Genomic DNA, 20,831 nt, shown 5'->3' with positions numbered 1-20,831 from the left:
GCAGCCCGCCGACGCCCCTAGAACCGTCTCAGGACAGGGGTGGCGGCGTCATCCGCCGCTGAGATTCCACATTGGATCCGGGAGTACGCCCACCGCGCGCATTGCCCTTCTCCACCCGCTCGCCGCCGCGCTCGGCCGGGCGGTAGCGCCCACTTCCGGCGTTTCCGGCCCGGCTCCCGATCCACGTGGCCGGCGGCGGCTGCCCACCCACACTCAGCGGCGAGCGTCCCGCGTCGTCCACGACCTCCGGGCCGTCGACGCCCGCCGCGGACCGCACCGCACCGGCGCCCGCGTCGGGCCGCGGCCCGTCGCCGCGAGCGGCGTCCGGTTCGGGGGCACCCGGCGCCGGCAGCGCGGGGTGGTCGCCCGAGGCGGAGTCGTCCAGGACCTCGCCGACGATCTCGCCGGCGTCGCCGCCGGTCTCCGCCGCGCCTTCGCCGTGGGCGGCGGCCGAGCGCGTCGACACCCCGGCGACGAGCCCACCCGCGATGGCGCCGCATCCGGCCGACATCGCGCCCCCGACAACCCCAGCATGCGACGGACACCCGCCCGTGAACGCCGACCGCATCCGCCCCACCAGCCCCGGCGTCGCCGCCGGCCCCGTCAACGGGTTCGGCTCCGCCGGCAGCGGCCCGCGGCCCGGCGACGGCTCCGCCACCGCCGACGGCTGACCGGTCACTGACGCGGCACCAGCCCCGGCGAAGCGCGACGACTCCCCCACCGCCGACGGCTGACCGGTCACTGACGCGGCACCAGCCCCGGCGAAGCGCGACGGCTCCCCCACCGCCGACGGCTGACCGGTCACTGACGCGGCACCAGCCCCGGCGAAGCGCGACGGCTCCCCCACCGCCGACGGCTGACCGGCCACGAACGGCGACGCGGCGTCGGCCGCGCCGAAGAGCGGGCTCAACGCACCGGGATACCCGCCCGGCGATCGGTCGGCCACCGCAGGCCCGACGTCCGCGGCATTCCGCACCCCGTCCCCGTCACCGAGCGAAGCCGACGCCGACGCCGACGCCGACGCCGACGCACCGGACGGAAGCGAACCCGCGAACCCGGACCGCCCCGCCACCGGCGACGCGCCCAGCCCGGCGGCGACACCGGCGGCCGCGGCCACCCGGGCCGGGGATCGGCGGCCAGACTCCTCCGCCTCGGCGGAGCCCTCGTCGACGGCCTCCTCCTTGGCGACGGCGTTGCGGATCGCGAACTCCAGCACCGCGAGCAACAAAAGGTCGACCGCCAGCGAGGGAATGGCCGCGAACTGGTAGACCGCGAACTCGAACACCCGGGTCAGCAGCAGGTCGATCAGGACCGCCCGCTGCAGCCACCGGTATCCGGTCACCCGCCGCCGCTGCCGCAACCGCACCACGCCGTAGACGACGCATGCCGCCGACAGGATGGCGCTCGCACCGCCGATCGCGGTCGGCACCGGCTCGGTGAACCGGAGTTCGGCGTTCGCGCCGACCTCGCGCGCGATCAACGCCGAGACGATCAACAGCGCGACACCCACGGTGACCACGGTCTGGATCAGCAGCAGGACGATCGTCGTGACCATCGCCGGTCGGGTGCGCAACGTCCGGGCGATCCGCGCGGCCACCCGCGAGCCGATCTGGCTCACGTCGTAGCGTTCGGCACGCCCGGACGGCATCTCCCGGACCAGCGCCGCGGCCTGGGCCGCACCGGGCAGGTCGGCCGCCGCGTTGATCCGGCGCAGCGCCAGCGCGCGCGAGTTGTCGGTCATCCCGTTCGACGCGCCGGCCGCCGCCTGGTTGAGGGCGGCGACGTACAACTCACGCTTGCCGAGCGGCCGCCGGCCGTGCAGGGCGTGGATGCCGAGCACCAGCAGCACGATCAACACGTAGATGATCGCGATGCTCGGTGTGAAGAAGTAGTCGTTGTCGCTCGTCAGGAACTTGCCGACTTCGTCGATGAACAGTCCGAAGCCGACGCCGGCCAGGAACGACCCGATGGGTCTGATCACCCGCCCGTTAAACGACAGCAGTCCCATCACGCCGACGGCCATCAGCAGGCCGCCCCACAGGACGTGCGCGATGTGCAGGCCGTTGCCACCCAACTGGGGATAGCCGGTGAGGAACAGGGCGAAGCGGATGGCCAGCACCGTCGCTACGGCGACGACGATGAACTCCATCAGCAGCGGCACGGCATTGGCGGCTCGTGGGAGCCCCCAGCGCACCAGGCGATCGCCCACACCTCTTCGTACCAAAACGCGAGGTGGTTCCGGGGCTTAACCCGAAAGAGCCCAGAGCGCGGCGCCGACCACGTACGCCAGGCCGTTCGTCGCCCAATGCAGTCCCGCCGGCGCCAGCAGGCTTCCCGATCGCCAGCGCAGCCCCGCCAGCACCACGCCGGCCAGCATCGTGGCGAGCACCGCCGAGAGGGTGACCGCCCCGGCCGCGGAGCCGTAGACGTCGCCGACCACCTGGCTGCTCCGGCCGAGCCCGAGCGACGGCAGCACATGCCAGAACCCGAACAGCACCGATGACACCCCGGTGGCCCAGCCCGGCCCGCGCAGCCGCGCGACCATGCCCCAGACCACGCCCCGGAAGCCGACCTCTTCGAGCAGCACGGTGCCGATCGGCACACCGACGAACGCCGCGTAGAGGGCGCCACCGGCGCTCAGGTGGGCCCGCTGGTCGAGGAACGCCTCCCGACCGGCCGGCAGGAACAGGGCGACCAGATAGCCGGCGAGCACGAGCAGTGCCGCCACGCCGGCCCAGCGCAGGCCGCGCCGCCAGGTCGCGCGGGCCAACCCGAGATCGGCCGCGGTCAGCCCGGCCGCCCGGCCCAGGCCCAGCAGGACCAGAGCTTCGATGACCGAGATCCACGGGTACGCCCAGCGGAGCGCGACGTTGTTGAGGTAGTTCGCGACGCCCAGCGCCGCGACCACCGCCACCAACCACCGAACCCGCACGCGAACCAGTGTCGGGGGGTGAGCACCGGTCGCGCGCGGGTTCGGCATCCCTGGGTAGGGACAGTGGGACTACTTGCTGTCGTGGCCGCCCTGGCCACCACGCCAGTGGCCGCCGCCAGCCCAGCCGCCGCCACCCCAGGCGCCGCCGCCGGGCAGCACGCCCTTCGACGCGGCCGCGATGATCGCGTCGGCCTGGGCCTGGGTCAGCTTGCCGTCCTTGACGGCCTGGTCCAGCCGCTTCTTGAGCTGGTCGGTGCGCTGGGCCTTGGCGTCGCCGGCGAGGTCCTTCTGCACCTTGGTGAGCGCGTCGGAGACCTTCTGCTGGTCGATGCCGAGCTCCTTGGCCAGCGCCGCCGCGAGCTTTTCCTGGCGGTCCTTCCTCGCCTGCGCCCGGTCCGGCTTCGCCGCGTGCGAGCCCTGGTCGGACGTGGTGGACGAAGACGAAGACGGCGCGGGTGACGGGCTGTCGTTGCCGGCCGCGAAGGCCGGCACGCTCAGACCGATCGCCAGAACACCGGCAGCACCGGCCCCGACAAGCGCGAGCTTCCTGGGTCGTCGCATGTGAATTCTCTCCAAGCCAATAGGGGACTCGGAGCACTCTGCGGCATCCCGCTGGGGAGACGATGGGGATCGGCTATGAATTTCCTGGCAAATCCGGCTATGTGCCGACGGTGATCTCGATCCGCCAGCGGTCGAGCGTGCCCGCGTCATCGGGTGACGCGTCGGTCACGCGCAGCAACCAGGTGCCCGCGACCGGCTGCCCGACCATCGGCGCCAGCGCCGACGGCGGCTCGGTGTCGAGCTCGAGGTGCAGGTTGCGCCCGGTGCGCACCCGGTCGTGCAGCACCGCCCGGCGCCCGGTCGGCGAGAGCAGCACGATCCGCAGGTCGCCGGCGAACGGGTGGGTGATGTCGGCCTCGAAGGTCATCGCCCGCACCGTGCCGGGCGAGTCGAAGGTGATCGTGTCGGAGACGCCGTTGGAGCCGCCGTCGGGGATCGACAGCGCCGGCTCGGACTTGCCGACCACGGAGGCGCCCGCGTCGCCGACCTCGCCGACCAGGAACGTGATCACCTCACCCGGCGCGGACACGTCGGAGATGGTCAGGCCCGACTCGGTGCCGTCCCAGCGGCGGGTCGCCGGCCGGGTGGCGTGCGAGACCGCGGTGCCCTCGACGCGGCCGAAGAGGTCGCCGCCGTCGCCCTGGTTGACGTTGCCCTCCAGGTCGAGGTGGCCGTCGGCCTGCAGCACCGCGCACTGGTAATGCTGCTCCCGGGTGCCCTGCTGGAACTCGTTCGAGCCGCGCACGTCACAGTGGTAGACGGCCAGCCCGCTGGACGGCAGGAACTGGTCGAAGCCGGCCCGGGACCGGTTCTCCACCAGGAAGTATTCGTTGTCGAGCCCGGTCGCGTAGCGCAGCACGGTGTCGTAGTCGCCCTGCTTCGCCGAGAATCGGCCGCCCGTGGTCAGGTCGACCTCGGTGCCGGTCCAGCCGACCAGCTGCCGCAGGTAGGCGCTGATCGGGGCGGGCGTGCGGCCCCGGTCGAGGTGGTTGCCGGCGCCCATCACGCAATACATGCCGACCCCGGCGCTCTTGAAGTCGTCGCCCTCGCGCTCGGCCAGGCCGTAGTCGTAGAGGTCGGGGAAGCGGCAGAGCATGTGGCCGGCCTCGTGGCAGAACGTGCCGATGCTGAGGTCGTCGGCCGTCCGGCCGGCGCTGGTGACGATGTAGAGCTCGGTGCGGACGCCGTTGTATTCCTTGCGGTGCACGAAGTTGTGCGGCCAGAGGTCGCCTTTGTATTCGGTCTGGCCCGCGTACATGATGCAGAGCGAGTCGACGATGCCCTCGTCGCACGAGTCGAACCGGGACAGGTCGACACCGGCGTCGACGGCGAGCTGGATCGCCTCCGGCACCAGCAGGCCCTCGGTGTTGGCGTAGGCCAGCCGGGGCCGGCTCATCCGGTAGGGGCCGACGACCACGTTGCCGAAGTCGAGCCGGCCGGTCGACATGGTCTGGAAGTAGCCGCGCACCGACGTCGCGTTGCCGCCGCCCCGGTAGGCCGGCGCATTGAGCAGCCCGTCGACCTCGGCGGTGCCGACGGCGGCCGGGGTGTCGGGGAAGTCGATCAGGATGGTCAGGCCGGTGACCGTGCCGGAGCTGAGCCGGCGCCCGGGCAGCAGCCCGCCGCTCGGGCCGAAGGTCAGGAACTTCTCCCGCCCGCCGGCCACCTCCCCCGGCGGCACCATCGCCTCGTGGCGGGCCTTGACCCGGTCGTTGCGGACGGCGGCCGCCTCGTGCAGGTGCCGCTGCACGGTGGCCGGCGGCGGCCCGGCGTCGACCCGCCGCCCGGTCGAGGCGAACTGGCCGCCTTCCAGGTCGGCGTAGCAGTAGGCGCCGGTCTCGTGGTCGTAGACGGCGGTGTAGCCCTCGGGTGTCTCGTAACGGGCATACATCTCGTCACCGAGCACCACCAGGGCGACGTCGTCGCCGTCGCGCTGCTGGAACCGCAAGGTCTCGCCGAAGATCGCACTCACCGGGCACACCGCCTTCGCCTGTGGACGGACCGACGGTAGACGCGGACAGACGTGACGGCAGTCACGGATCGGACATCGCCCGTAACGCCATCCCGGCGGGCGACGCTGACATATCGACGGACCCCCGCGAGCACTGCCGGCTGGGACCGGGCCGCTAAGGTTGCCCGGGGGAGGGCACGGTCTTGCCCTGGCGGGGCGTAACACCTCGCAACACGGGGTACGGAGGCATGATGCTCAATCCCGGAGACGCGCTTGGCGGGCGCTACCGGCTGGAGGAGCCCATCGCCAGCGGCGGTATGGGCGAAGTCTGGCGTGCCATCGACCAGGTGCTCGGCCGCACCGTCGCGGTCAAGGTGCTGCATCCCCGTGCCGTCGGCGACCCCGGCTTCAGCGCCCGCTTCCGCGGCGAGGCGCGCACCATGGCCACCCTCCGCCACCCGGGTGTGGTCGACGTCTACGACTTCGGCGAAGACACCGACCCCGACGGCAAGACGGTCGTCTACCTGGTCATGGCGTTCGTCGACGGCGAGCCCCTGTCGCAGCGGATCAAGACCGCCGAACGGCTCAGCCCGGCCGAGACGATGGCCATCGTGGCGCAGACCGCACACGCCCTGCAGGCCGCGCACGACGCCGGCGTCGTGCACCGCGACGTCAAGCCGGGCAACCTGATCGTCCGCCCCGACGGCCAGGTCGTGCTGGTCGACTTCGGCGTCGCCCGCTCGGCCGAGGCGGCCAGCCTGACCGGCGTCAACGAACTCGTCGGCACCGCGCTCTACATGGCGCCCGAGCAGGTGGCGAAGCGCACGATCACCGCTGCGACCGACATCTACGCGCTCGGCGCGGTCGGCTACCACTGCCTGGCCGGGCACCCGCCGTTCATGGGCGACAACGCCCTGACCATCGCCCTCTCGCACCTCGACGAGGAACCGCCGCCGCTGCCCGACGAGGTGCCGCACGCGGTCCGCACGGTGATCGCGACCGCGATGGCCAAGGAGCCGGCCGACCGGTTCAAGAACGCCGCGGCCCTGGCCCAGATCGCCGAGGCCGCCCTCGGCCCGGCGCCGGCCGAGACGACCACCACCTCGATGACCCGCGCGGGCACGACGGCCCTGCTGGCCGGCGGCCCGGCGACGACCCGCCCACGTCCCGGTGGCTACGCGCCGGGCGCGGCGCCGGTCGGCCGGGGCCCGAACGACACCTTCGCCGGGAGCGACCCGCGCCTGACCAACACCGGCACCCGTCCGGTCTCGCCGGTCTCCCCCGCCTTCCCGCCCGGTGGGCCCCCGTTCCCGCCGGCCGTGCCCGTTCCGACCGCGGTGCCCGCCGCGGGCCGGCGTAAGCGGCTCAGCTCGACCCACCGGGCCGGCATCGTCGCGGCCGTGCTGATCGGCGTCGCCGCCGTGGTGATGGCGTTCGTGGTGGCCAACCCCGGCAACGACGGGCAACCCGACGGCGGCACCGTGCCGTCGCCGCCGGCCGGGGTGAGCACCGGTCCGGAGAACACCGGTGCCGCGACGCCCACCGGAGCGGCCCAGACGACCCCGAACAAGCCGCGCACCAGCACCTCGTCACGCAACGGCGGCCAACCGACGGCGACCACCAAGCCGACCGGTGGTGCCACGCCGACGCCCGACGACAAGCCGACCAAGAACCCGCCCACCCAGCAGCCGACCACGCCCCCGGCGACCGTCGAGCCGACGGGCGAGCCGACCGGCGGCCCGGGTCCGGGGGCCTAGCACTTCCAATCTGCAAGTTGCGCCTGGTCAGCACCCATATGGGATCGGTTGATCGGCGTGCCCGACGGTCCGTGCGGACGCGATAGGGCGACAGGATGACATCGGTGGGACGACCCACTGTGATGATGAACGCCAGGTGAATAACCTGTGCACCAATGGGAACCGAATCAGCACAGGAGCCCGCGGTCGCCCGCGGACTCCTGAATGGCCTTGTTCACTGCGGCACCTGCGGCGCCGACATGACCGCCGAGACGATCCGGGGGCTACGGCGCTACATCTGCCGGTGCAGCCGTGCCGTGCCCGCCGACGAGCTCGACGTGCTGGTGCTCGGCCGCGTCTACGACCGGAGACGGTCGACCGGGCGGGCCGACCCCGTGCGATTGTGCGACGAGGCCCACCTGGTCGACACCTACCTGCGCGGCGTCACGGTCGGCTCCGACTGGACCCGGCCGGCGATCAGGTGGGCCGAGGTGCCGGCTACTTCGACGGCTGCGGAAGGTCGCAGTCGACCTTCGGGTTGACACCGAAATAGTTGAGCGGGCCGGCGATGATCGTCACGATCGTGTTGCTCGCCTCGGCGCAGTTCGTGTCGTCGTTGCTGAAGTAGCCGCGCTGCCCCGCCGCGATCGCGCCAATGATCAGCCAGATCACGACTATCAATCCACCGATCCCGGTTGTCCGCACAGGTTCCTCCCAGGTCATGTTCCCGCGGTGCGCGGGTGAGGCCTGATACCCGATCGGAGCGGTGCGGCAAACGCGAATCGCGTTTTACAACCGGTCGTACGCCTCCAGCGTCAGGAACTCCGGCATCGTGTCGCCGAGCGTGACCGCGGTGAACACCGCCCTGGTCTCGTCGGGGCGGCCCTTGTGCCAGACGTCTTCGCCGACCTCGGCCCGGATCGCCGCCATCTCCTCCTCGAGCACCCGCTCGACCAGCGCGCGGGTGACCGGTCGGCCGTCGTCGAGGGTGACCCCGTGCCGGATCCACTGCCAGAGCTGGCTGCGGGCGATCTCGGCGGTCGCGGCGTCCTCCATCAGGTTGTTGATGCCGGCCGCGCCGCGCCCGGAGAGCCAGAACGAGATGTAGCGGAAGCCGACGCTGACGTCGTTGCGCAGCCCGGCCTCGGTGATGGCACCGGGCGTCGCGGCCGCGTCCAGCAGCTCGGCGGGTTTGACCGAGACGTCGTCGCGCTGCCGGTCGATCTGGTTCGGACGGTCGCCGAGCACCGCGTCGAACTCGGCCGTGGCGACCGGGACGAGGTCGGGGTGTGCGACCCAGGTGCCGTCGAACCCGGCACCGGCCTCGCGCCGCTTGTCGGCCCGGACCGCGTCGACCGCGCGCTCGTTGGCCGCCGCGTCGGTGCGCGACGGGATCAGCGCCGACATGCCGCCCATCGCGAACGCGCCGCGCCGGTGGCAGGTGGCCACGAGCAGCTCGGTGTAGGCGCGCATGAACGGCGCGGTCATCGTCACCGAGGTGCGGTCGGGCAGCACGAACGCCGGGTCGTCGCGGTAGGACTTGATCATCGAGAAGATGTAGTCCCAGCGGCCGGCGTTCAGCCCGTACGAGTGGTCGCGCAGCTCGAAGAGGATCTCTTCCATCTGGAACGCGGCCGGCAACGTCTCGATCAGCACGGTGGCCCGGAACGTGCCGTGCGGCAGCCCGAGCGCCTCCTGGGTGAACACGAACACCTCGTTCCACAGCCGGGCCTCGAGGTGGTGCTCCATCTTGGGCAGGTAGAGGTAGGGCGCCTTGCCCCGGTCGAGCAGCGCCTGCGCGTTGTGGAAGGCGTAGAGCCCGAAGTCGACCAGCGCACCGGCCGCCGGGGCGCCGTCGGCGGCCGCCAGGTGCTTCTCCGGCAGGTGCCAGCCGCGCGGCCGGACCAGCAGGGTGGCGATCTCGTCGCGCAGCGCGTAGTGCCGGCCGTCGGAGGCGTCGTAGGAGATCGTGCCGCGCACCGCGTCGGCCAGGTTGGCCTGCCCCTCGACCTGGTTGCTCCACGTCGGGCTGTTGGCGTCTTCGAAGTCGGCCATGAAGCCCCTGGCGCCCGAGTTGAGCGCGTTGATCACCAGCTTGCGGTCGGTCGGCCCGGTGATCTCGACCCGCCGGTCGGCGTAGTCGGGCCGGGGCGGCACCACCCGCCAGTCGCCGGACCGCACGTCGGCGGTCTCCGGCAGGAAGTCGCTGGGCGCCGGGCGCGACCGCCGCGCGGCGACCAGCTCGCGCCGCCGGGCGTCGAAGCGGTCGTGCAGGTCGCCGAGGAACGCCAGCGCCGCCGCGGAGAGGATCTCGTCACGCCCCCGCTCGCTCAGGTCAGGATGGTCGACGGGGCGGAGCGTCATGGCGCGACTCCTCGGATCGATGCGTCCAACAGCGTCATCGGATGGTAGATCGGAATCGCCCGGTCGCGGCCGAGGTGCGCGGTGATCTGCAGCGCACAGCCGGGGTTGGCGGCAGCGATCGCGTCGGCCTCGGTGGCGGCCAGGTTGTCGGCCTTGCGCTTGCCGAGGGTGGCGGCGGCCTCCGGCTGGAGCAGGTTGTAGATGCCGGCCGAGCCGCAGCACAGCTCCCACTCGCGCGGCTCGACCAGCGTGACGCCGGGAATGCCGCGCAGCAGCGCCCGCGGCGGGATCCGCACGCCCTGGGCGTGGGCCAGGTGGCAGGCGTCGTGGTAGGCCAGCTTCAGCTCGACCGGATGCCGGGTGGCCTGCGGCGGATGGGCGTCGAGCAGTTCGTGCACGTCGCGCACCTTCGCCGAGAACGCGGCCGCGCGCGCCGCCCAGGCCGGGTCGTCGGCGAGCAGGTGCCCGTAGTCCTTCATCGCCGAGCCGCAGCCGGCCACGTTGACCGCGACCGCGTCGAAGCCCTCGTAAGCGGCGATGGTCGCCCGGGCCAGCTTCAACGCCTCGGGTTCGAGCCCGGAGTGCAGCGGCAGCGCGCCGCAGCAACGCGGCTGCCGGGGTGCGTGCACCTCCCAGCCCTCGGCGGCGAGCACCCGCACGGTGGCCGCGTTGACGTCGCCGTAGAAGACCCGCTGCACGCAGCCCTGCATGAACGCCACCCGCCCGCGCGGCTCGACGTCGGTCGCGGCCGGGGTCACCACCGCCAACCGGCGGGTCGCGGCCCGCATCGGCACCTTGGGTGCCAGCGACAACATCGCGCCGATCCGGGTACGCAGCGCGCGGTCACCGAACAACGACGCCAGCCGCAGCCGGCCCTGCGCGGCGATCGCCGGCACCACTGCGCGCAGCCGGGCCGGGTGGGTGAACAGCGCGAAGATGGCCGCCCGGTGCAGCCGCTCGGTGCGCGAGCGCAGCGGGCTGCGTTCGAGCTGCGGCCGGACCTGCTCGATCAGCCGGTCGTATTGCACGCCCGACGGGCAGGCGGTCACGCAGGCCATGCAACCCAGGCAGCGATCGAAATGCTCCATCATGGACGGTGACAGCACGGATTCGGACTCGTGGCCGACCTTCATCAGCACGATCCGCCCGCGCGGCGAGTCCATCTCGTTCTCGAACACCGCGTAGCTCGGGCAGGTGGGCAGGCAGAAGCCACAGTGGACGCAGTCCTTGATGAGCTCCGGATCGGGCGGCCGGCGGGCGTCCCACGCGGTGTCGGTCATCAGATGCCTCCCACGTAGCTGCCGGGCCGGAACGTGCCCGTCGGGTCGAAACGCTGCTTGACCCGGCGCATCAGCGCGCCGACGCCGGGGTCGGGCTCGGGCCACGGCTTGGCGACCAGACCGGCACCGTCGAGCACCACGGTCGGGCGCGGCGCCAGCGCGGCCCGGGTGGCGGCGACCCGCTCGGCCAGGTCGGCGCCCTCGGGGAAGGAGATCCAGGAGACGCCGAGCGCGGCCCGGGACACCACGGAGGCCTCGCCGGCGGCGGCGATCACCCGGGGCAGGTCGCTGGGCAACGCGGAGACCTTGACCACAGCCGGGCCACGCTGGGCGGCCCGCTGCGCGGCCCAGATCGCCTCGTCGTCGCGCACCACGTCGATGCCCACGTCGCTGACCAACGTCGTGGCGTGTTCGGCGCGGTCGGCCGCGGTGACACCGCCGAAGCGGACCAGCAGCCGGCCCTCACCCGCCCGCCAGGCGACGTCGAGCGCCTGCGCCTCCAGCGGGTGCCGGGACATCGCCCGGACCGCGGCGGCGAGCCGGGCCGGGTCGCCGGCGCTGGCCACCAGGGTCGCGGTGCCGGCCGGCAGCGGGTGCAGGCGCAGCGCCACCTGGGCGACCAGCCCGAGCGTGCCGTAGGAGCCGGCGAACAGCTTGCCGAGGTCGTACCCGGCGACGTTCTTGATGACCGTGCCGCCGGAGCGGGCCACCGAGCCGTCGGCGAGCACCACGGTGATGCCGATGACCAGGTCGCGGACGCCGCCGTAGCGGTGCCGGGCCGGGCCCGAGTCGGCGGTGGCGACCAGGCCGCCGACGGTGCCGCCGAGGTCGGGCGGGTCGAGCGCGAGCCACTGACCTTCCCGCCCCAGGTGCCGTTGCAGCGCGGCGAGGGGCACGCCGGCCTGCACGATCGCGGTGAAGTCGCCGGGGTTGTGCGCGACGATCCGGTCCAACCCTCCGGTGTGGACGGTCACGGTGCCCTCGGCGTCGGCCCCGCCCCACTGCGCGCGACTGCCGGCACCCGCGGGGCGTACGCGGGCGCCCTGCTTCGAAAGCTCGGCCAGCGCGGCCGCCGCCTCGTCGATGCCGGCCGGACGCACCGCGGACGTGGTGCTCATCAGAACCGTTCCGCCAGACCCGCTGCTTCCAGGGGGTGCTGCCGGTAGACCCCGGGCACCTCGCCGCACAGCCGCGGCGTCGGCATCACCTTGCCGGGGTTGGCCCGGCCGTCGGGGTCGAACGCGCAGCGCAGCCGCTGGAACGCGGCCAGGTCGGCCTCGGCGAACATCTTGCCCATGTGCTTGCGCTTGTCGACCCCGACGCCGTGCTCGCCGGTGATCGAGCCACCCGCCTCCAGGCACACGTCGAGGATCCGGCCGGCCAGCTCCTCGGCCCGCGCCGCCTGACCCGGAGCGGCGGCGTCGAAGCAGACCAGCGGGTGCAGGTTGCCGTCGCCGGCGTGGAAGACGTTGGCCACCACGAGACCGTATTCGGCGGCCAGCTCGTCGATCCGGACCAGCACGTCCGGCAGCGTCGTGCGGGGCACCACGCCGTCCTGCACGAAATAGTTGGGCGAGATCCGGCCCATCGCCGGGAACGCCGCCTTGCGGGTCTTCCAGAACAGCTGCCGCTCGGCCTCGTCGCGGCTGACCCGCACGTCGTCGGAGCCCTGGTCGGCACAGATGGCGGTGACCTGCGCGAACTGCGCGTCACACTCGGCCTCGGCGCCGTCGAGCTCGACCAGCAAGGCCGCGCCGCGACCCACCGGATAGCCGGCGTGGGCCATCTGCTCGGTCGCCCGGATGGTGGTCGCGTCCATCATCTCGATCGCGCCCGGCACGATGCCCGCCTGCACGATGGCCGAGACCGCCTCGCCGGCCTGCCGGGTCGAGTCGAAGAACGCGACGAGGGTACGGGTGGCCTCCGGCACCGGCACCACGCGCAGCCAGATCTTCGTCGCGACGCCCAACGTGCCCTCGGAGCCGACGAACGCGCCGAGCAGGTCGTACCCCGGTGTGTCGAGCTCCTTGCCGCCGATGGTGACCTGCTCGCCGTCGGGCAGCACGACCTCGAGCCCGGTCACGTAGTTCGTCGTGAAGCCGTATTTGAAGCAGTGCGCGCCGCCGGAGTTTTCCGCGACGTTGCCGCCGATCGTGCAGACCACCTGGCTGGACGGGTCGGGCGGGTAGAAGAAGTCGGGCGCCACCGCCGCCGAGACCGCCGCGTTGGTGACGCCGGGCTCGACGCAGACCCGGCCGTTGTCGAGGTCGACCTCGACGATCCGGTTGAGCCGGGACAGCACGATCAGCACGCCGTCCTTGACCGGGAGCGCGCCGCCGGACAGGCCCGAGCCGGCGCCGCGGGCCACCCACGGCACCCCCGCCTCGGCGCAGGCGGCGACGCACTCGCGCACCTCGTCGCCGGTGCCGGGCAGCACGGCCAGCCGCGGGACCTGCTGGTATTGCAGCAGGCCGTCGGACTCGTAGGTGCGCAGGTCGTGCTCGCCCGTCAGCAGCCAGCGGTCGCCGACCGCCCGGCGCAGCCGCTCGACCAGACCCTGCCCGTCCATTCTTCTGACCTTACGCCGTTCGACCTTGCTCTGGCCTGTTGCCATTGCCACCATCCATACACGAAGATGAATCTCTGTCCCGGGGGCTCTTCCATCGAAGGAGGCGCCATGGACCAAGCGTTCGACGTCCGTCCCGAAACACCTCGATCAACCCAGCTCGGCGTCAGCCGCCCACCGCTGGCCATCGCCGACCTGCCCGACCCCGAGGAGGTGTTCGGGGTCCGGAGGATCGGGCCCCGCGAGCTGATCCAATACGCGCTGGGCCCGAGCCTGATCGCGCTCGGCATCTCGATCGGCAGCGGCGAGTGGTTGCTCGGCCCGCAGGCCGTCGGTCAATACGGCTTCGTCGGCGTCGGCTGGGTCATCCTGGTCTCCGCCGTGCTCCAGACGTTCTACAACGTGGAGAGTTCGCGCTACGTGCTGGCGACCGGCGAAGCGCCGGTGGTCGGGTGGGGCCGGGTGCCGCCCGGCTTCAAACTCTGGGTCCCGCTGTCCGTCTTCGTGGTCATCTTCGCCTTCATCGCGGGCGGCTGGGCGGCGTCGGCCGGGCAGGGCGTCTACGCGCTGGTCCACGGCGCCGTCCCGAAGGCGGGTGCCGAGGAGCCGCGGCTGTGGGCGATCGCCCTTCTGCTGCTGGTCTTCCTGATCACCGTCGCGGCCAAGCGGATCAGCCGCGCCCTGGAACTGGCCAACTGGATGATGGTCAGCGCCATCCTGCTCGGCCTGCTGCTGATCGACCTGTTCGTGGTGCCGTTCGACCTGTGGTGGGACGGGATCCGCGGCTTCTTCACACCGGCGGCGCCGCCCGCGGGCATCTCCGCGACCCAACTCGGCGGGCTGGCCGGCTTCACCGCCCTCGCGTCCGGGCTCAACTGGTACGTCATGGGCCACTACCGCGACAAGGGCTACGGGATGGGCTACCGCACCGGCTACATCTCCGGGCTGCGCGGCGAGCGGCGCGAGGTGCTCGCCACCGGGGTCACGTTCCCGGACGACGAAGCCAACACGGCCCGCTGGAAGCGCTGGTACCGGCTGCTGCTGACCGACATGTGGGGCATCTTCTTCATCGGCGCGATGCTCGGCATGCTGCTGCCGACCATCCTGATGGCGCACGCGGTCAGCGTCTCCGGCGAGAAGCCGACCACGGCCAACGTGCCGACGTTCGTCGCCTCCGCGCTCGACGCCGAGTACGGCCGCTGGATGTTCTACCTGGCCCTGGTCCTCGGCGTGCTGGTGCTGTTCAGCACGCAGCTCGGCATCTTCGAGGGCATGGTGCGGGTGACCACCGACGCGGCCAACGCCACCAGCCCGCGGTTGCGCCGCCTGCTGGAGGGCGACCCGCGCCGCTTCTACTACCCGTTCATGCTGCTCCTGCTCGTCGTCATCGCGGTGATCCTGCACCTCGCGGTGCCGGTCAACCTGGTGCAGTGGTCGGCCAACATGTCCAACCTCGGCGCGCTGATCTACCCGTTCATGCTGATGTACCTCAACGCCCGACTCCCCCGGGCCGCCCGACCGCGCTCCTGGCACTACGTGCTGCTGGGCTGCAACGTGGTCTTCTTCGGCTTCTTCTTCGTCAACTTCATCGCCGACTTCTTCGGCGACCCGCTCGTGGTCTTCTAGTCCGTTCCCGCCCCCGGGGACACGCCGGCCGGCGGACCCGCGACGGTCCGCCGGTCGTCGGCGTCGCGGACGGTGGCGCCACGCCGGTCGAGCAACTCCAGCAGGGGTACGGCGACCCGCCGGGTGGTGTCCAGGGCCTGGCGGGCGGCGCTGAGCGTGAACGGCTGAGGTAGCCCCCGGAGCACCTCGACGGCCCGGCTCACCGACTCGGGCGGCAACACGATGCCGTCGGCGATCTTCACCAGGGCGCCTGCCCGGGTGGCGGCGGCCAGTTCGCGCGGGCCGAGGCCGAGCGCGCGCAACCGGTCGGCGTCGGGCGCGTGGAACGGGCGGTCGGCCAGGTCGGTCGCGAGCAGGTCGAGGGACCGCTGGATCGGCGCCGGCAGGGCCGGGCCGCCGGGACGGGTGACCCTGCCCTCGCGGGTCGCCAGCGGCTTCTCGACGAGGGCCTCGACCAGCGCGCGGTCGGGCAGGCCGAGCGCGCGGCGGAGGGCCTCGACCGGCATGCCTGGCTCGAGCGGGTGCGCGGCGGCGTAGCGATCGACCTCGCCGTTCAGACGGCCCTTGAGGTCGGCCCAGTGCGCCGGGTCGGCATGCCAGTCGCCGGCCAGCGGGGGCGTCGCCGGTGGGGCGCCGAGGGTACGCAGGTCCTGGCCCGTCAGCAGGCCGCGCCGGCGCAGCTCGCCGGCCGGGTCCGGTCGTCCGTCCATGGTGGTCAGTGCGATCGCGCGGGCCTTGGCGGCACCCCGTCGGCGCAGGGCCGGCGGCAGCGGGTCGAGGACCGTCACGCCGCCGGCGACGTGGTGCCGGCCGGGATCGCGGAGCAGGGCGCGGTCGCCGATCCGCAGCGGCAGCGGGTGCCGCAGCCGGAGCCGGGCGGTGTCGGTGCCGAGCGGCCGGACCGTCGCGGCCACGCCCGCCGATCCGATGTGGAGGACCAGGGTCGCGGGCAGGTCAGCGACCGGGTCGCCGTGCACCCGCACGTCGACCAGGTCGGTGTGCCGGAAGGCGCCGGGGGTCAGCAGCGCGTCGCCGCGGGCCAGGGCGTCCTTGGGCACGTTGCGCAGGTTGACCGCGACCCGGGCGACGGCGCTCAGGTCCGTGTGCGGCCGGCCCAGCGAGTGCAGGCCCTTCACCCGCACCTCGCGGTCGCCCATCGCGAGCGCGTCGCCGACCCGCAGCGTGCCGGCGCCGAGCGTGCCGGTGACCACGGTGCCGCTGCCCTGGATGGTGAAGGAGCGGTCGACCCAGAGCCGCACCGGAGCCTGCGGGTCGGCCGCCGGCAGCCCGGCGACCAACCGGTCAAGGGCGGCGCGCAGGTCGTCGAGCCCGGCGCCGGTCGCGCCGCTGACCGCGACCGCCTCGACCACGCCGAGGGAGGTCTTCGCGATCTCGTCGCGGGCCCGGCGGATCGCGTCGGCGGGGTCGGCGAGGTCGGAGCGGGTGACGACCAGCAGGCCGTGTGTCACGCCGAGCGCGTCGAGGGCGGCCAGGTGCTCGGCCGACTGCGGCTTCCAGCCCTCGTCGGCGCCGACCACCAGCATCGCGGCGGGCACCGGGCCGATGCCGGCGAGCATGTTGGGCACGAACCGCTCGTGGCCGGGCACGTCGACGAACGCGAGCGTGGCTCCGGACGGCAGGTCGGTCCACGCGTACCCGAGGTCGATGGTCATGCCGCGGCGCCGCTCCTCGGCCCAGCGGTCGGGCTCCATCCCGGTGAGCACGCGGACCAGCGTCGACTTGCCGTGGTCGACGTGACCCGCCGTGGCGACGACGTGCACCCCGCAACTCTGCCACCGGCGAGGCAGGATTGCGGCATGACCTACCGGCTGACCCAGTACGCGCACGGCGGCGGCTGTGCCTGCAAGATCCCACCCGGCGAGTTGGAGAGCGTGGTCGCCGGTCTGGTCGGCACGACCGCGCCGGATGGGCCCGGTGAGTTGCTGGTCGGGCTCGACGACGGCGACGACGCCGCGGTGGTCCGGATCAACGGTGACACCGCGGTGGTCGCGACCGCCGACTTCTTCACGCCGGTGCTCGACGACCCCTACGACTGGGGCCGGGTCGCGGCGGCCAACGCGCTCTCCGACGTGTACGCGATGGGCGGCACGCCGGTCGTCGCGGTCAACCTGCTCGGCTGGCCGCGCGACGTACTCCCGATGGAACTGGCCGCAAGGGTCCTGGCGGGGGGCCTGGACGTGGCCCGCGAGGCCGGCTGTCACGTCGCCGGCGGGCACAGCGTCGACGATCCCGAGCCGAAGTACGGTATGGCGGTGACCGGGCTCGCCGACCCGGCCGCGCTGATGCGCAACGACGCCGGCGTGCCGGGAGTGCCGCTGACGCTGACCAAGCCGCTCGGCGTCGGCGTGCTCAACAGCCGGCACAAGCAGACCGGCGAGGTGTTCCCGGAGGCGGTGGCGGCGATGACCACGCTCAACCGGGACGCGGCGGCCGCGGCGCTCAAGGCCGGCGTGGTGTGCGCGACCGACGTGACCGGCTTCGGCCTGCTCGGGCACCTGCACAAGCTGGCGCGGGCCAGCCGGGTGACCGCCCGGATCGACGCCGCCGCGGTGCCCTACCTGGCCGGCGCCCGCGACGCGCTGGCCGCGGGCTACGTCAGCGGGGGCACGAAGCGCAACCTCGACTGGGTGCGACCGCGCCTGGACCCGGGCACGGCGCCGGAAGACGAGTTGCTGCTGCTCGCCGACGCGCAGACCTCGGGCGGCCTGCTGGTGGCCGGCGAGGTGCCCGGCTACCCGGTGATCGGTTCCCTGGTGGCGGCCCGGCCCGACGGGGTGACGCTCGAGGTGCGCTAGCTGATGTCGCGGTTGGCCCCGCTGAGCACGAACACCGGCACCTCGTCGGGTGCCGGTGTGTAGCGGCCGCTGAGCAGGGCGGCGAAGGCGGTCGCGCCGCCCGGCTCGACCGCCACCCGCAGGGTCTCCCAGAGCGCCTGCTGCGCGGCCACGATCTCGTCGTCGTCGACCAGCAGCACGTCGCGGACCCCGGCGGCGATCACCGGGTAGGTGTTGACGCCGATCCGCAGCGGCGCCAGCGAGTCGATCGCGACGCTGCCGACCGGTGCGTCGACCGGTTCGCCCGCGTCGAGGGCGCGGCGCAGCGTCGGCGCGCCGGTCGGCTCGACGCCGATCACCGGGCCGTCGTGGCCGGCGACGAGGCCGCCCAGCAGCCCGCCGCCGCCGACCGCGGCCAGCAGGGTGGTGGGGCCCGGGATCTGGGCGGCGACCTCGACCGCGATCGTGCCGGTGCCCAGCATGGTCTCGATCTCGTCGAAGGCGTGCAGCCGGAGGGCGCCCGAGGTGGCCCGGAAGCGCTCGCTGGCCGCCAGCGCGTCGTTGTAGTTGTCGCCCACGACGACCAGTTCCGCGCCGTACCCGCGGATCCGGGCGATTTTGGCGGGTGCGGAGACGGTCGGCACGAAGACGTGGGCCGGCACGCCGAGGGCCCGGGCCGCGTAGGCCGCCGCCGCGCCGTGGTTGCCGCCGGACGCCGCCACCACCCCGGCGGCCGGGACGTCGCGGAGCAGCAGGTTGGCGAACGCGCCGCGGGCCTTGAACGAGCCGGAGTGCTGGAGGAACTCCAGCTTCACGGCCATCGGCCCCGGCGCCAGGCCGAAGTCGGCGCGGTCGAGCCGCAGCACCGGCGTTTCGCGGACGTGCGGGCGGATCAGGTCGGCGACGCGCGCGATCTCCGGGCGGTTCACCAGGTCAGGGACGGTGCTGGTCACGAAAACGACCATAGACCCGCTAGCTTTGGTACGTGCAGCCGCACTCCGACGCCTATCTCCGCCTGGCCTGCCTGTCCTACGCCGAGGAGGACGACGAGGCCAGCCGGCGGGCCGTCGCCGCGGCGCGGGTGCTGGCCGACAATCCGTCCCTGACCCGCGCGGATCCGCACGTCGCGGCCGCGGCGTCCGATGTGGACGCGTTGGCGGCGATCCTGGCCGCGGACCCGGGCGCCGCCAACCGCCCGGGTGGTCCGCACGACTGGCCGCCGCTGCTCTACCTCTGCTACGCGCGGCACGACCCGGCGCTCGACGAGGCCGCGGTGCTCGGCACGGCCCGGTTGCTGCTGTCGGCGGGCGCCGACCCCAACGCGAGCTTCCGGTGGCGCGGCCTCGACCCGCCGTTCACGGCGCTGACCGGGGCGTTCGGCGGCGGCGAGCGTGGTCAGCCGCCGCACCCGCACGCGATCGCGCTGGCCCGGTTGCTGCTCGACGCCGGCGCCCGCGCCGACGACGGGCAGGCGCTCTACAACCGGATGTTCGGCGCCGACGACAGCCACCTCGACCTGCTGTTCTCCTACGGCCTGGCCGACGCGGCCCTGCTGCGAGACCAACTCCGGTGGGCGGTGACGCACGGTATGGCCGATCGGGTGCGGCTGCTCGCCGGACGCGGCGTCGACGTGACGTCGCCGTTCGACGACGGCGTGACACCGGCCGCGCTGGCGCTGACCACCGGCTACCCGGAGATCGTCGGGGCGCTCGGCGTGCCGGCACCGGCCCTGGCGGCGCCGGACGCGTTCGTCGCGGCGGCGCTGGCCGCCGATCACGCGGCCTGCGCGCGGGTGGCCGCCCGGGTTGTCGCCGACCTGCGCACGGAGCGCCCCGGGTTGGCGGTCTGGGCGGCCGCGCACGGCCGCCCGGGCGCGGTGGCCCTGCTGCTCGACTTCGGGTGGCAGGTCGACGCGATGGGCCGCACCGACGTCCCGCGCGAGGACCCGTGGGAGACCGCGCTGCACGCGGCGGCCGAGACTGGCGACGTGGCGCTGGCCCGCGAGTTGCTGGCCCGCGGCGCCGACTCCGCGATCCGCGACGCCCGCTTCGGCGCGACGCCCGGCGACTGGGCCCGCTACTTCGACCAGCCCGCGGTGGCCGCTCTGCTGACCCCGTCGGACCCGTCCGGGTCTTGAATAAATTTCCTCTTTGTGCTATGATGTCTGGATTGGTGGCTAGCCTTCGGCTCGTGCAAACTTCCGAGACCGCCTTCCTCGCCACCGCCGCCCGCGCCGCCCACCTCCTCGTCGACGGCCCGCCCCGCATCCTCGACGACCACCTCGCCACGGCGCTGCTCGGTCCGCGCGCCGGGGAGTTGCTCGCCTATCACCGCCAGCACGGCGACCACCCGATCCTGGCCGGCGCCCGCGCCCAGACCGTGGTCCGCTCGGCGTTCGCCGAGGCCGCGCTGGCCGAGTTCGTCCACCGTGGACCGTCGCGCTACGTCCTGCTCGGCGCCGGCCTGGACAGTTCCCCCTACCGCCTCGACCTACCCGGCGTGCCGATCGTCGAGATCGACCACCCGGCCACCCAGTCGGCCAAGCGGGCGGCATTGGCGGCGGCCGGCATCGACACGTCCGGCGTCACGTTCGCCCCCGTCGACTTGTCCCTGCCCTCCCAGCGCTCCTTCGTCAGCTGGTTGGGCGTCGTGATGTACCTGTCACCGGCCGAGGTCGAGCGCAAGGTGGCAGACCTCGCGGCCACCCTGGCGCCCGGCTCGGAACTGGTCTTCGACCACGTGCTCCCGCCGCCGCTCCGCGACGCCGCCGGCAACGACTACGCCGCCCAGGTGAGCGCGGTGGCCGCCGCCGGCGGCGAACCCTGGCGCTCGACCTGGTCTCCGACGGACGCGGCGGCGATGCTGTCCCGCCACGGCTGGCAGGTGCTCGCCCAGCCCTCCACCCGCACGGCGGTCCCGGCCGCGATGTGGGAGCGCACGGACGCCCTGCGCCCGCTGGAATTGGCCGCCCTCACCCACGCCCGCCTCGCCGCCTGACCCGTGCGAGGCGCCCGCGCCAG

Annotated in this window: 17 protein-coding genes; 6 read left to right on the top strand and 11 right to left on the bottom strand. The window is 73.4% G+C overall.

Annotated elements, in window-relative coordinates:
• Nucleotides 1-28: 28 nt before the first annotated feature.
• From AB0J74_RS02205 to AB0J74_RS02190, 4 genes are all read right to left on the bottom strand, one after another.
• Entirely contained in the window at nucleotides 29-2,209 is a 2,181-nt protein-coding gene (locus AB0J74_RS02205; protein ID WP_363443357.1) for a hypothetical protein, read from the bottom strand.
• Between the two features lie 36 nt (nucleotides 2,210-2,245).
• A complete protein-coding gene (locus tag AB0J74_RS02200; RefSeq protein WP_363443355.1) occupies nucleotides 2,246-2,932 on the bottom strand; it encodes a CPBP family intramembrane glutamic endopeptidase in 687 nt (228 codons plus the stop codon).
• Between the two features lie 69 nt (nucleotides 2,933-3,001).
• The gene (locus tag AB0J74_RS02195) at nucleotides 3,002-3,493 is read right to left on the bottom strand and encodes a hypothetical protein (RefSeq protein ID WP_363443353.1); all 492 of its coding nucleotides are present in this window, start codon (nucleotides 3,491-3,493) and stop codon (nucleotides 3,002-3,004) included.
• Between the two features lie 97 nt (nucleotides 3,494-3,590).
• Complete coding sequence (locus AB0J74_RS02190) at nucleotides 3,591-5,465, bottom strand: M6 family metalloprotease domain-containing protein (protein WP_363443351.1); 1,875 nt, start codon at nucleotides 5,463-5,465, stop codon at nucleotides 3,591-3,593.
• Nucleotides 5,466-5,695: 230 nt separating this feature from the next.
• Here AB0J74_RS02190 and AB0J74_RS02185 point away from each other — a divergent pair, with 230 nt between their 5' ends.
• Both AB0J74_RS02185 and AB0J74_RS02180 read left to right on the top strand, forming a co-directional pair.
• A complete protein-coding gene (locus AB0J74_RS02185) occupies nucleotides 5,696-7,201 on the top strand; it encodes a serine/threonine-protein kinase (protein WP_363443349.1) in 1,506 nt (501 codons plus the stop codon).
• Between the two features lie 155 nt (nucleotides 7,202-7,356).
• On the top strand, nucleotides 7,357-7,722 hold the full coding sequence (locus AB0J74_RS02180; protein WP_363443347.1) for a zinc ribbon domain-containing protein: 366 nt from the start codon (nucleotides 7,357-7,359) through the stop codon (nucleotides 7,720-7,722).
• Here AB0J74_RS02180 and AB0J74_RS02175 read toward each other — a convergent pair.
• The 5 genes from AB0J74_RS02175 to AB0J74_RS02155 all read right to left on the bottom strand — a co-directional run bounded on the left by AB0J74_RS02175 (nucleotide 7,679) and on the right by AB0J74_RS02155 (nucleotide 13,393).
• Nucleotides 7,679-7,885 (bottom strand): hypothetical protein, encoded by a 207-nt coding sequence (locus AB0J74_RS02175; protein WP_116077155.1) that lies wholly within the window; start codon nucleotides 7,883-7,885, stop codon nucleotides 7,679-7,681. The genes AB0J74_RS02180 and AB0J74_RS02175 overlap by 44 nt on opposite strands.
• Nucleotides 7,886-7,969: 84 nt before the next feature.
• A complete protein-coding gene (gene aceB / locus AB0J74_RS02170; protein ID WP_363443345.1) occupies nucleotides 7,970-9,544 on the bottom strand; it encodes a malate synthase A in 1,575 nt (524 codons plus the stop codon).
• The gene (locus tag AB0J74_RS02165; RefSeq protein WP_363443343.1) at nucleotides 9,541-10,824 is read right to left on the bottom strand and encodes a heterodisulfide reductase-related iron-sulfur binding cluster; all 1,284 of its coding nucleotides are present in this window, start codon (nucleotides 10,822-10,824) and stop codon (nucleotides 9,541-9,543) included. The genes aceB and AB0J74_RS02165 overlap by 4 nt, the downstream gene beginning before the upstream one ends.
• Complete coding sequence (locus AB0J74_RS02160; RefSeq protein ID WP_363443341.1) at nucleotides 10,824-11,942, bottom strand: FAD-binding oxidoreductase; 1,119 nt, start codon at nucleotides 11,940-11,942, stop codon at nucleotides 10,824-10,826. Before AB0J74_RS02160 ends, AB0J74_RS02165 begins: the two co-directional genes overlap by 1 nt.
• Nucleotides 11,942-13,393, bottom strand: a complete 1,452-nt coding sequence (locus AB0J74_RS02155; protein WP_363443339.1) for an FAD-linked oxidase C-terminal domain-containing protein — start codon at nucleotides 13,391-13,393, stop codon at nucleotides 11,942-11,944. The genes AB0J74_RS02160 and AB0J74_RS02155 overlap by 1 nt, the downstream gene beginning before the upstream one ends.
• 108 nt (nucleotides 13,394-13,501) lie before the next feature.
• On the opposite strand from AB0J74_RS02155, the gene AB0J74_RS02150 reads away from it, so the two are divergent.
• Complete coding sequence (locus AB0J74_RS02150; protein WP_363443337.1) at nucleotides 13,502-15,016, top strand: Nramp family divalent metal transporter; 1,515 nt, start codon at nucleotides 13,502-13,504, stop codon at nucleotides 15,014-15,016.
• On the opposite strand, the gene selB is transcribed toward AB0J74_RS02150, so the two are convergent.
• Entirely contained in the window at nucleotides 15,013-16,797 is a 1,785-nt protein-coding gene (gene selB / locus AB0J74_RS02145) for a selenocysteine-specific translation elongation factor (RefSeq protein ID WP_363443335.1), read from the bottom strand. The two genes, AB0J74_RS02150 and selB, sit on opposite strands and share 4 nt — an antisense overlap.
• 36 nt (nucleotides 16,798-16,833) lie before the next feature.
• Between selB and selD the strand changes: the two genes are divergently transcribed.
• Nucleotides 16,834-17,832, top strand: a complete 999-nt coding sequence (gene selD / locus AB0J74_RS02140; RefSeq protein WP_363443333.1) for a selenide, water dikinase SelD — start codon at nucleotides 16,834-16,836, stop codon at nucleotides 17,830-17,832.
• On the opposite strand, the gene AB0J74_RS02135 is transcribed toward selD, so the two are convergent.
• Nucleotides 17,829-18,764: a serine/threonine dehydratase gene (locus AB0J74_RS02135; RefSeq protein ID WP_363443331.1), complete on the bottom strand. Its 936-nt coding sequence runs from the start codon at nucleotides 18,762-18,764 to the stop codon at nucleotides 17,829-17,831. The two genes, selD and AB0J74_RS02135, sit on opposite strands and share 4 nt — an antisense overlap.
• Nucleotides 18,765-18,796: 32 nt before the next feature.
• Between AB0J74_RS02135 and AB0J74_RS02130 the strand changes: the two genes are divergently transcribed.
• Together AB0J74_RS02130 and AB0J74_RS02125 are read left to right on the top strand one after the other, a co-directional pair.
• A complete protein-coding gene (locus AB0J74_RS02130; RefSeq protein WP_363443329.1) occupies nucleotides 18,797-19,948 on the top strand; it encodes an ankyrin repeat domain-containing protein in 1,152 nt (383 codons plus the stop codon).
• A gap of 53 nt (nucleotides 19,949-20,001) precedes the next feature.
• Nucleotides 20,002-20,808 (top strand): SAM-dependent methyltransferase, encoded by an 807-nt coding sequence (locus AB0J74_RS02125; protein WP_363443327.1) that lies wholly within the window; start codon nucleotides 20,002-20,004, stop codon nucleotides 20,806-20,808.
• Nucleotides 20,809-20,831 lie beyond the last annotated feature (23 nt).

The organism is Asanoa sp. NPDC049573, from assembly GCF_040676615.1.
Classification (GTDB): Bacteria; Actinomycetota; Actinomycetes; order Mycobacteriales; family Micromonosporaceae; genus Asanoa.
This window is presented reverse-complemented; position numbering and strand designations above follow the sequence as displayed.

Coding starts and splice junctions, on each gene's coding strand:
- selD (WP_363443333.1), top strand. CDS start 16,834: ATGACCTACCGGCTGACCCAGTACGCGCACGGCGGCGGCTGTGCCTGC.
- AB0J74_RS02165 (WP_363443343.1), bottom strand. CDS start 10,824: ATGACCGACACCGCGTGGGACGCCCGCCGGCCGCCCGATCCGGAGCTC.
- AB0J74_RS02155 (WP_363443339.1), bottom strand. CDS start 13,393: ATGGACGGGCAGGGTCTGGTCGAGCGGCTGCGCCGGGCGGTCGGCGAC.
- AB0J74_RS02180 (WP_363443347.1), top strand. CDS start 7,357: ATGGGAACCGAATCAGCACAGGAGCCCGCGGTCGCCCGCGGACTCCTG.
- AB0J74_RS02150 (WP_363443337.1), top strand. CDS start 13,502: ATGGACCAAGCGTTCGACGTCCGTCCCGAAACACCTCGATCAACCCAG.
- AB0J74_RS02185 (WP_363443349.1), top strand. CDS start 5,696: ATGCTCAATCCCGGAGACGCGCTTGGCGGGCGCTACCGGCTGGAGGAG.
- AB0J74_RS02160 (WP_363443341.1), bottom strand. CDS start 11,942: ATGAGCACCACGTCCGCGGTGCGTCCGGCCGGCATCGACGAGGCGGCG.
- AB0J74_RS02195 (WP_363443353.1), bottom strand. CDS start 3,493: ATGCGACGACCCAGGAAGCTCGCGCTTGTCGGGGCCGGTGCTGCCGGT.
- aceB (WP_363443345.1), bottom strand. CDS start 9,544: ATGACGCTCCGCCCCGTCGACCATCCTGACCTGAGCGAGCGGGGGCGT.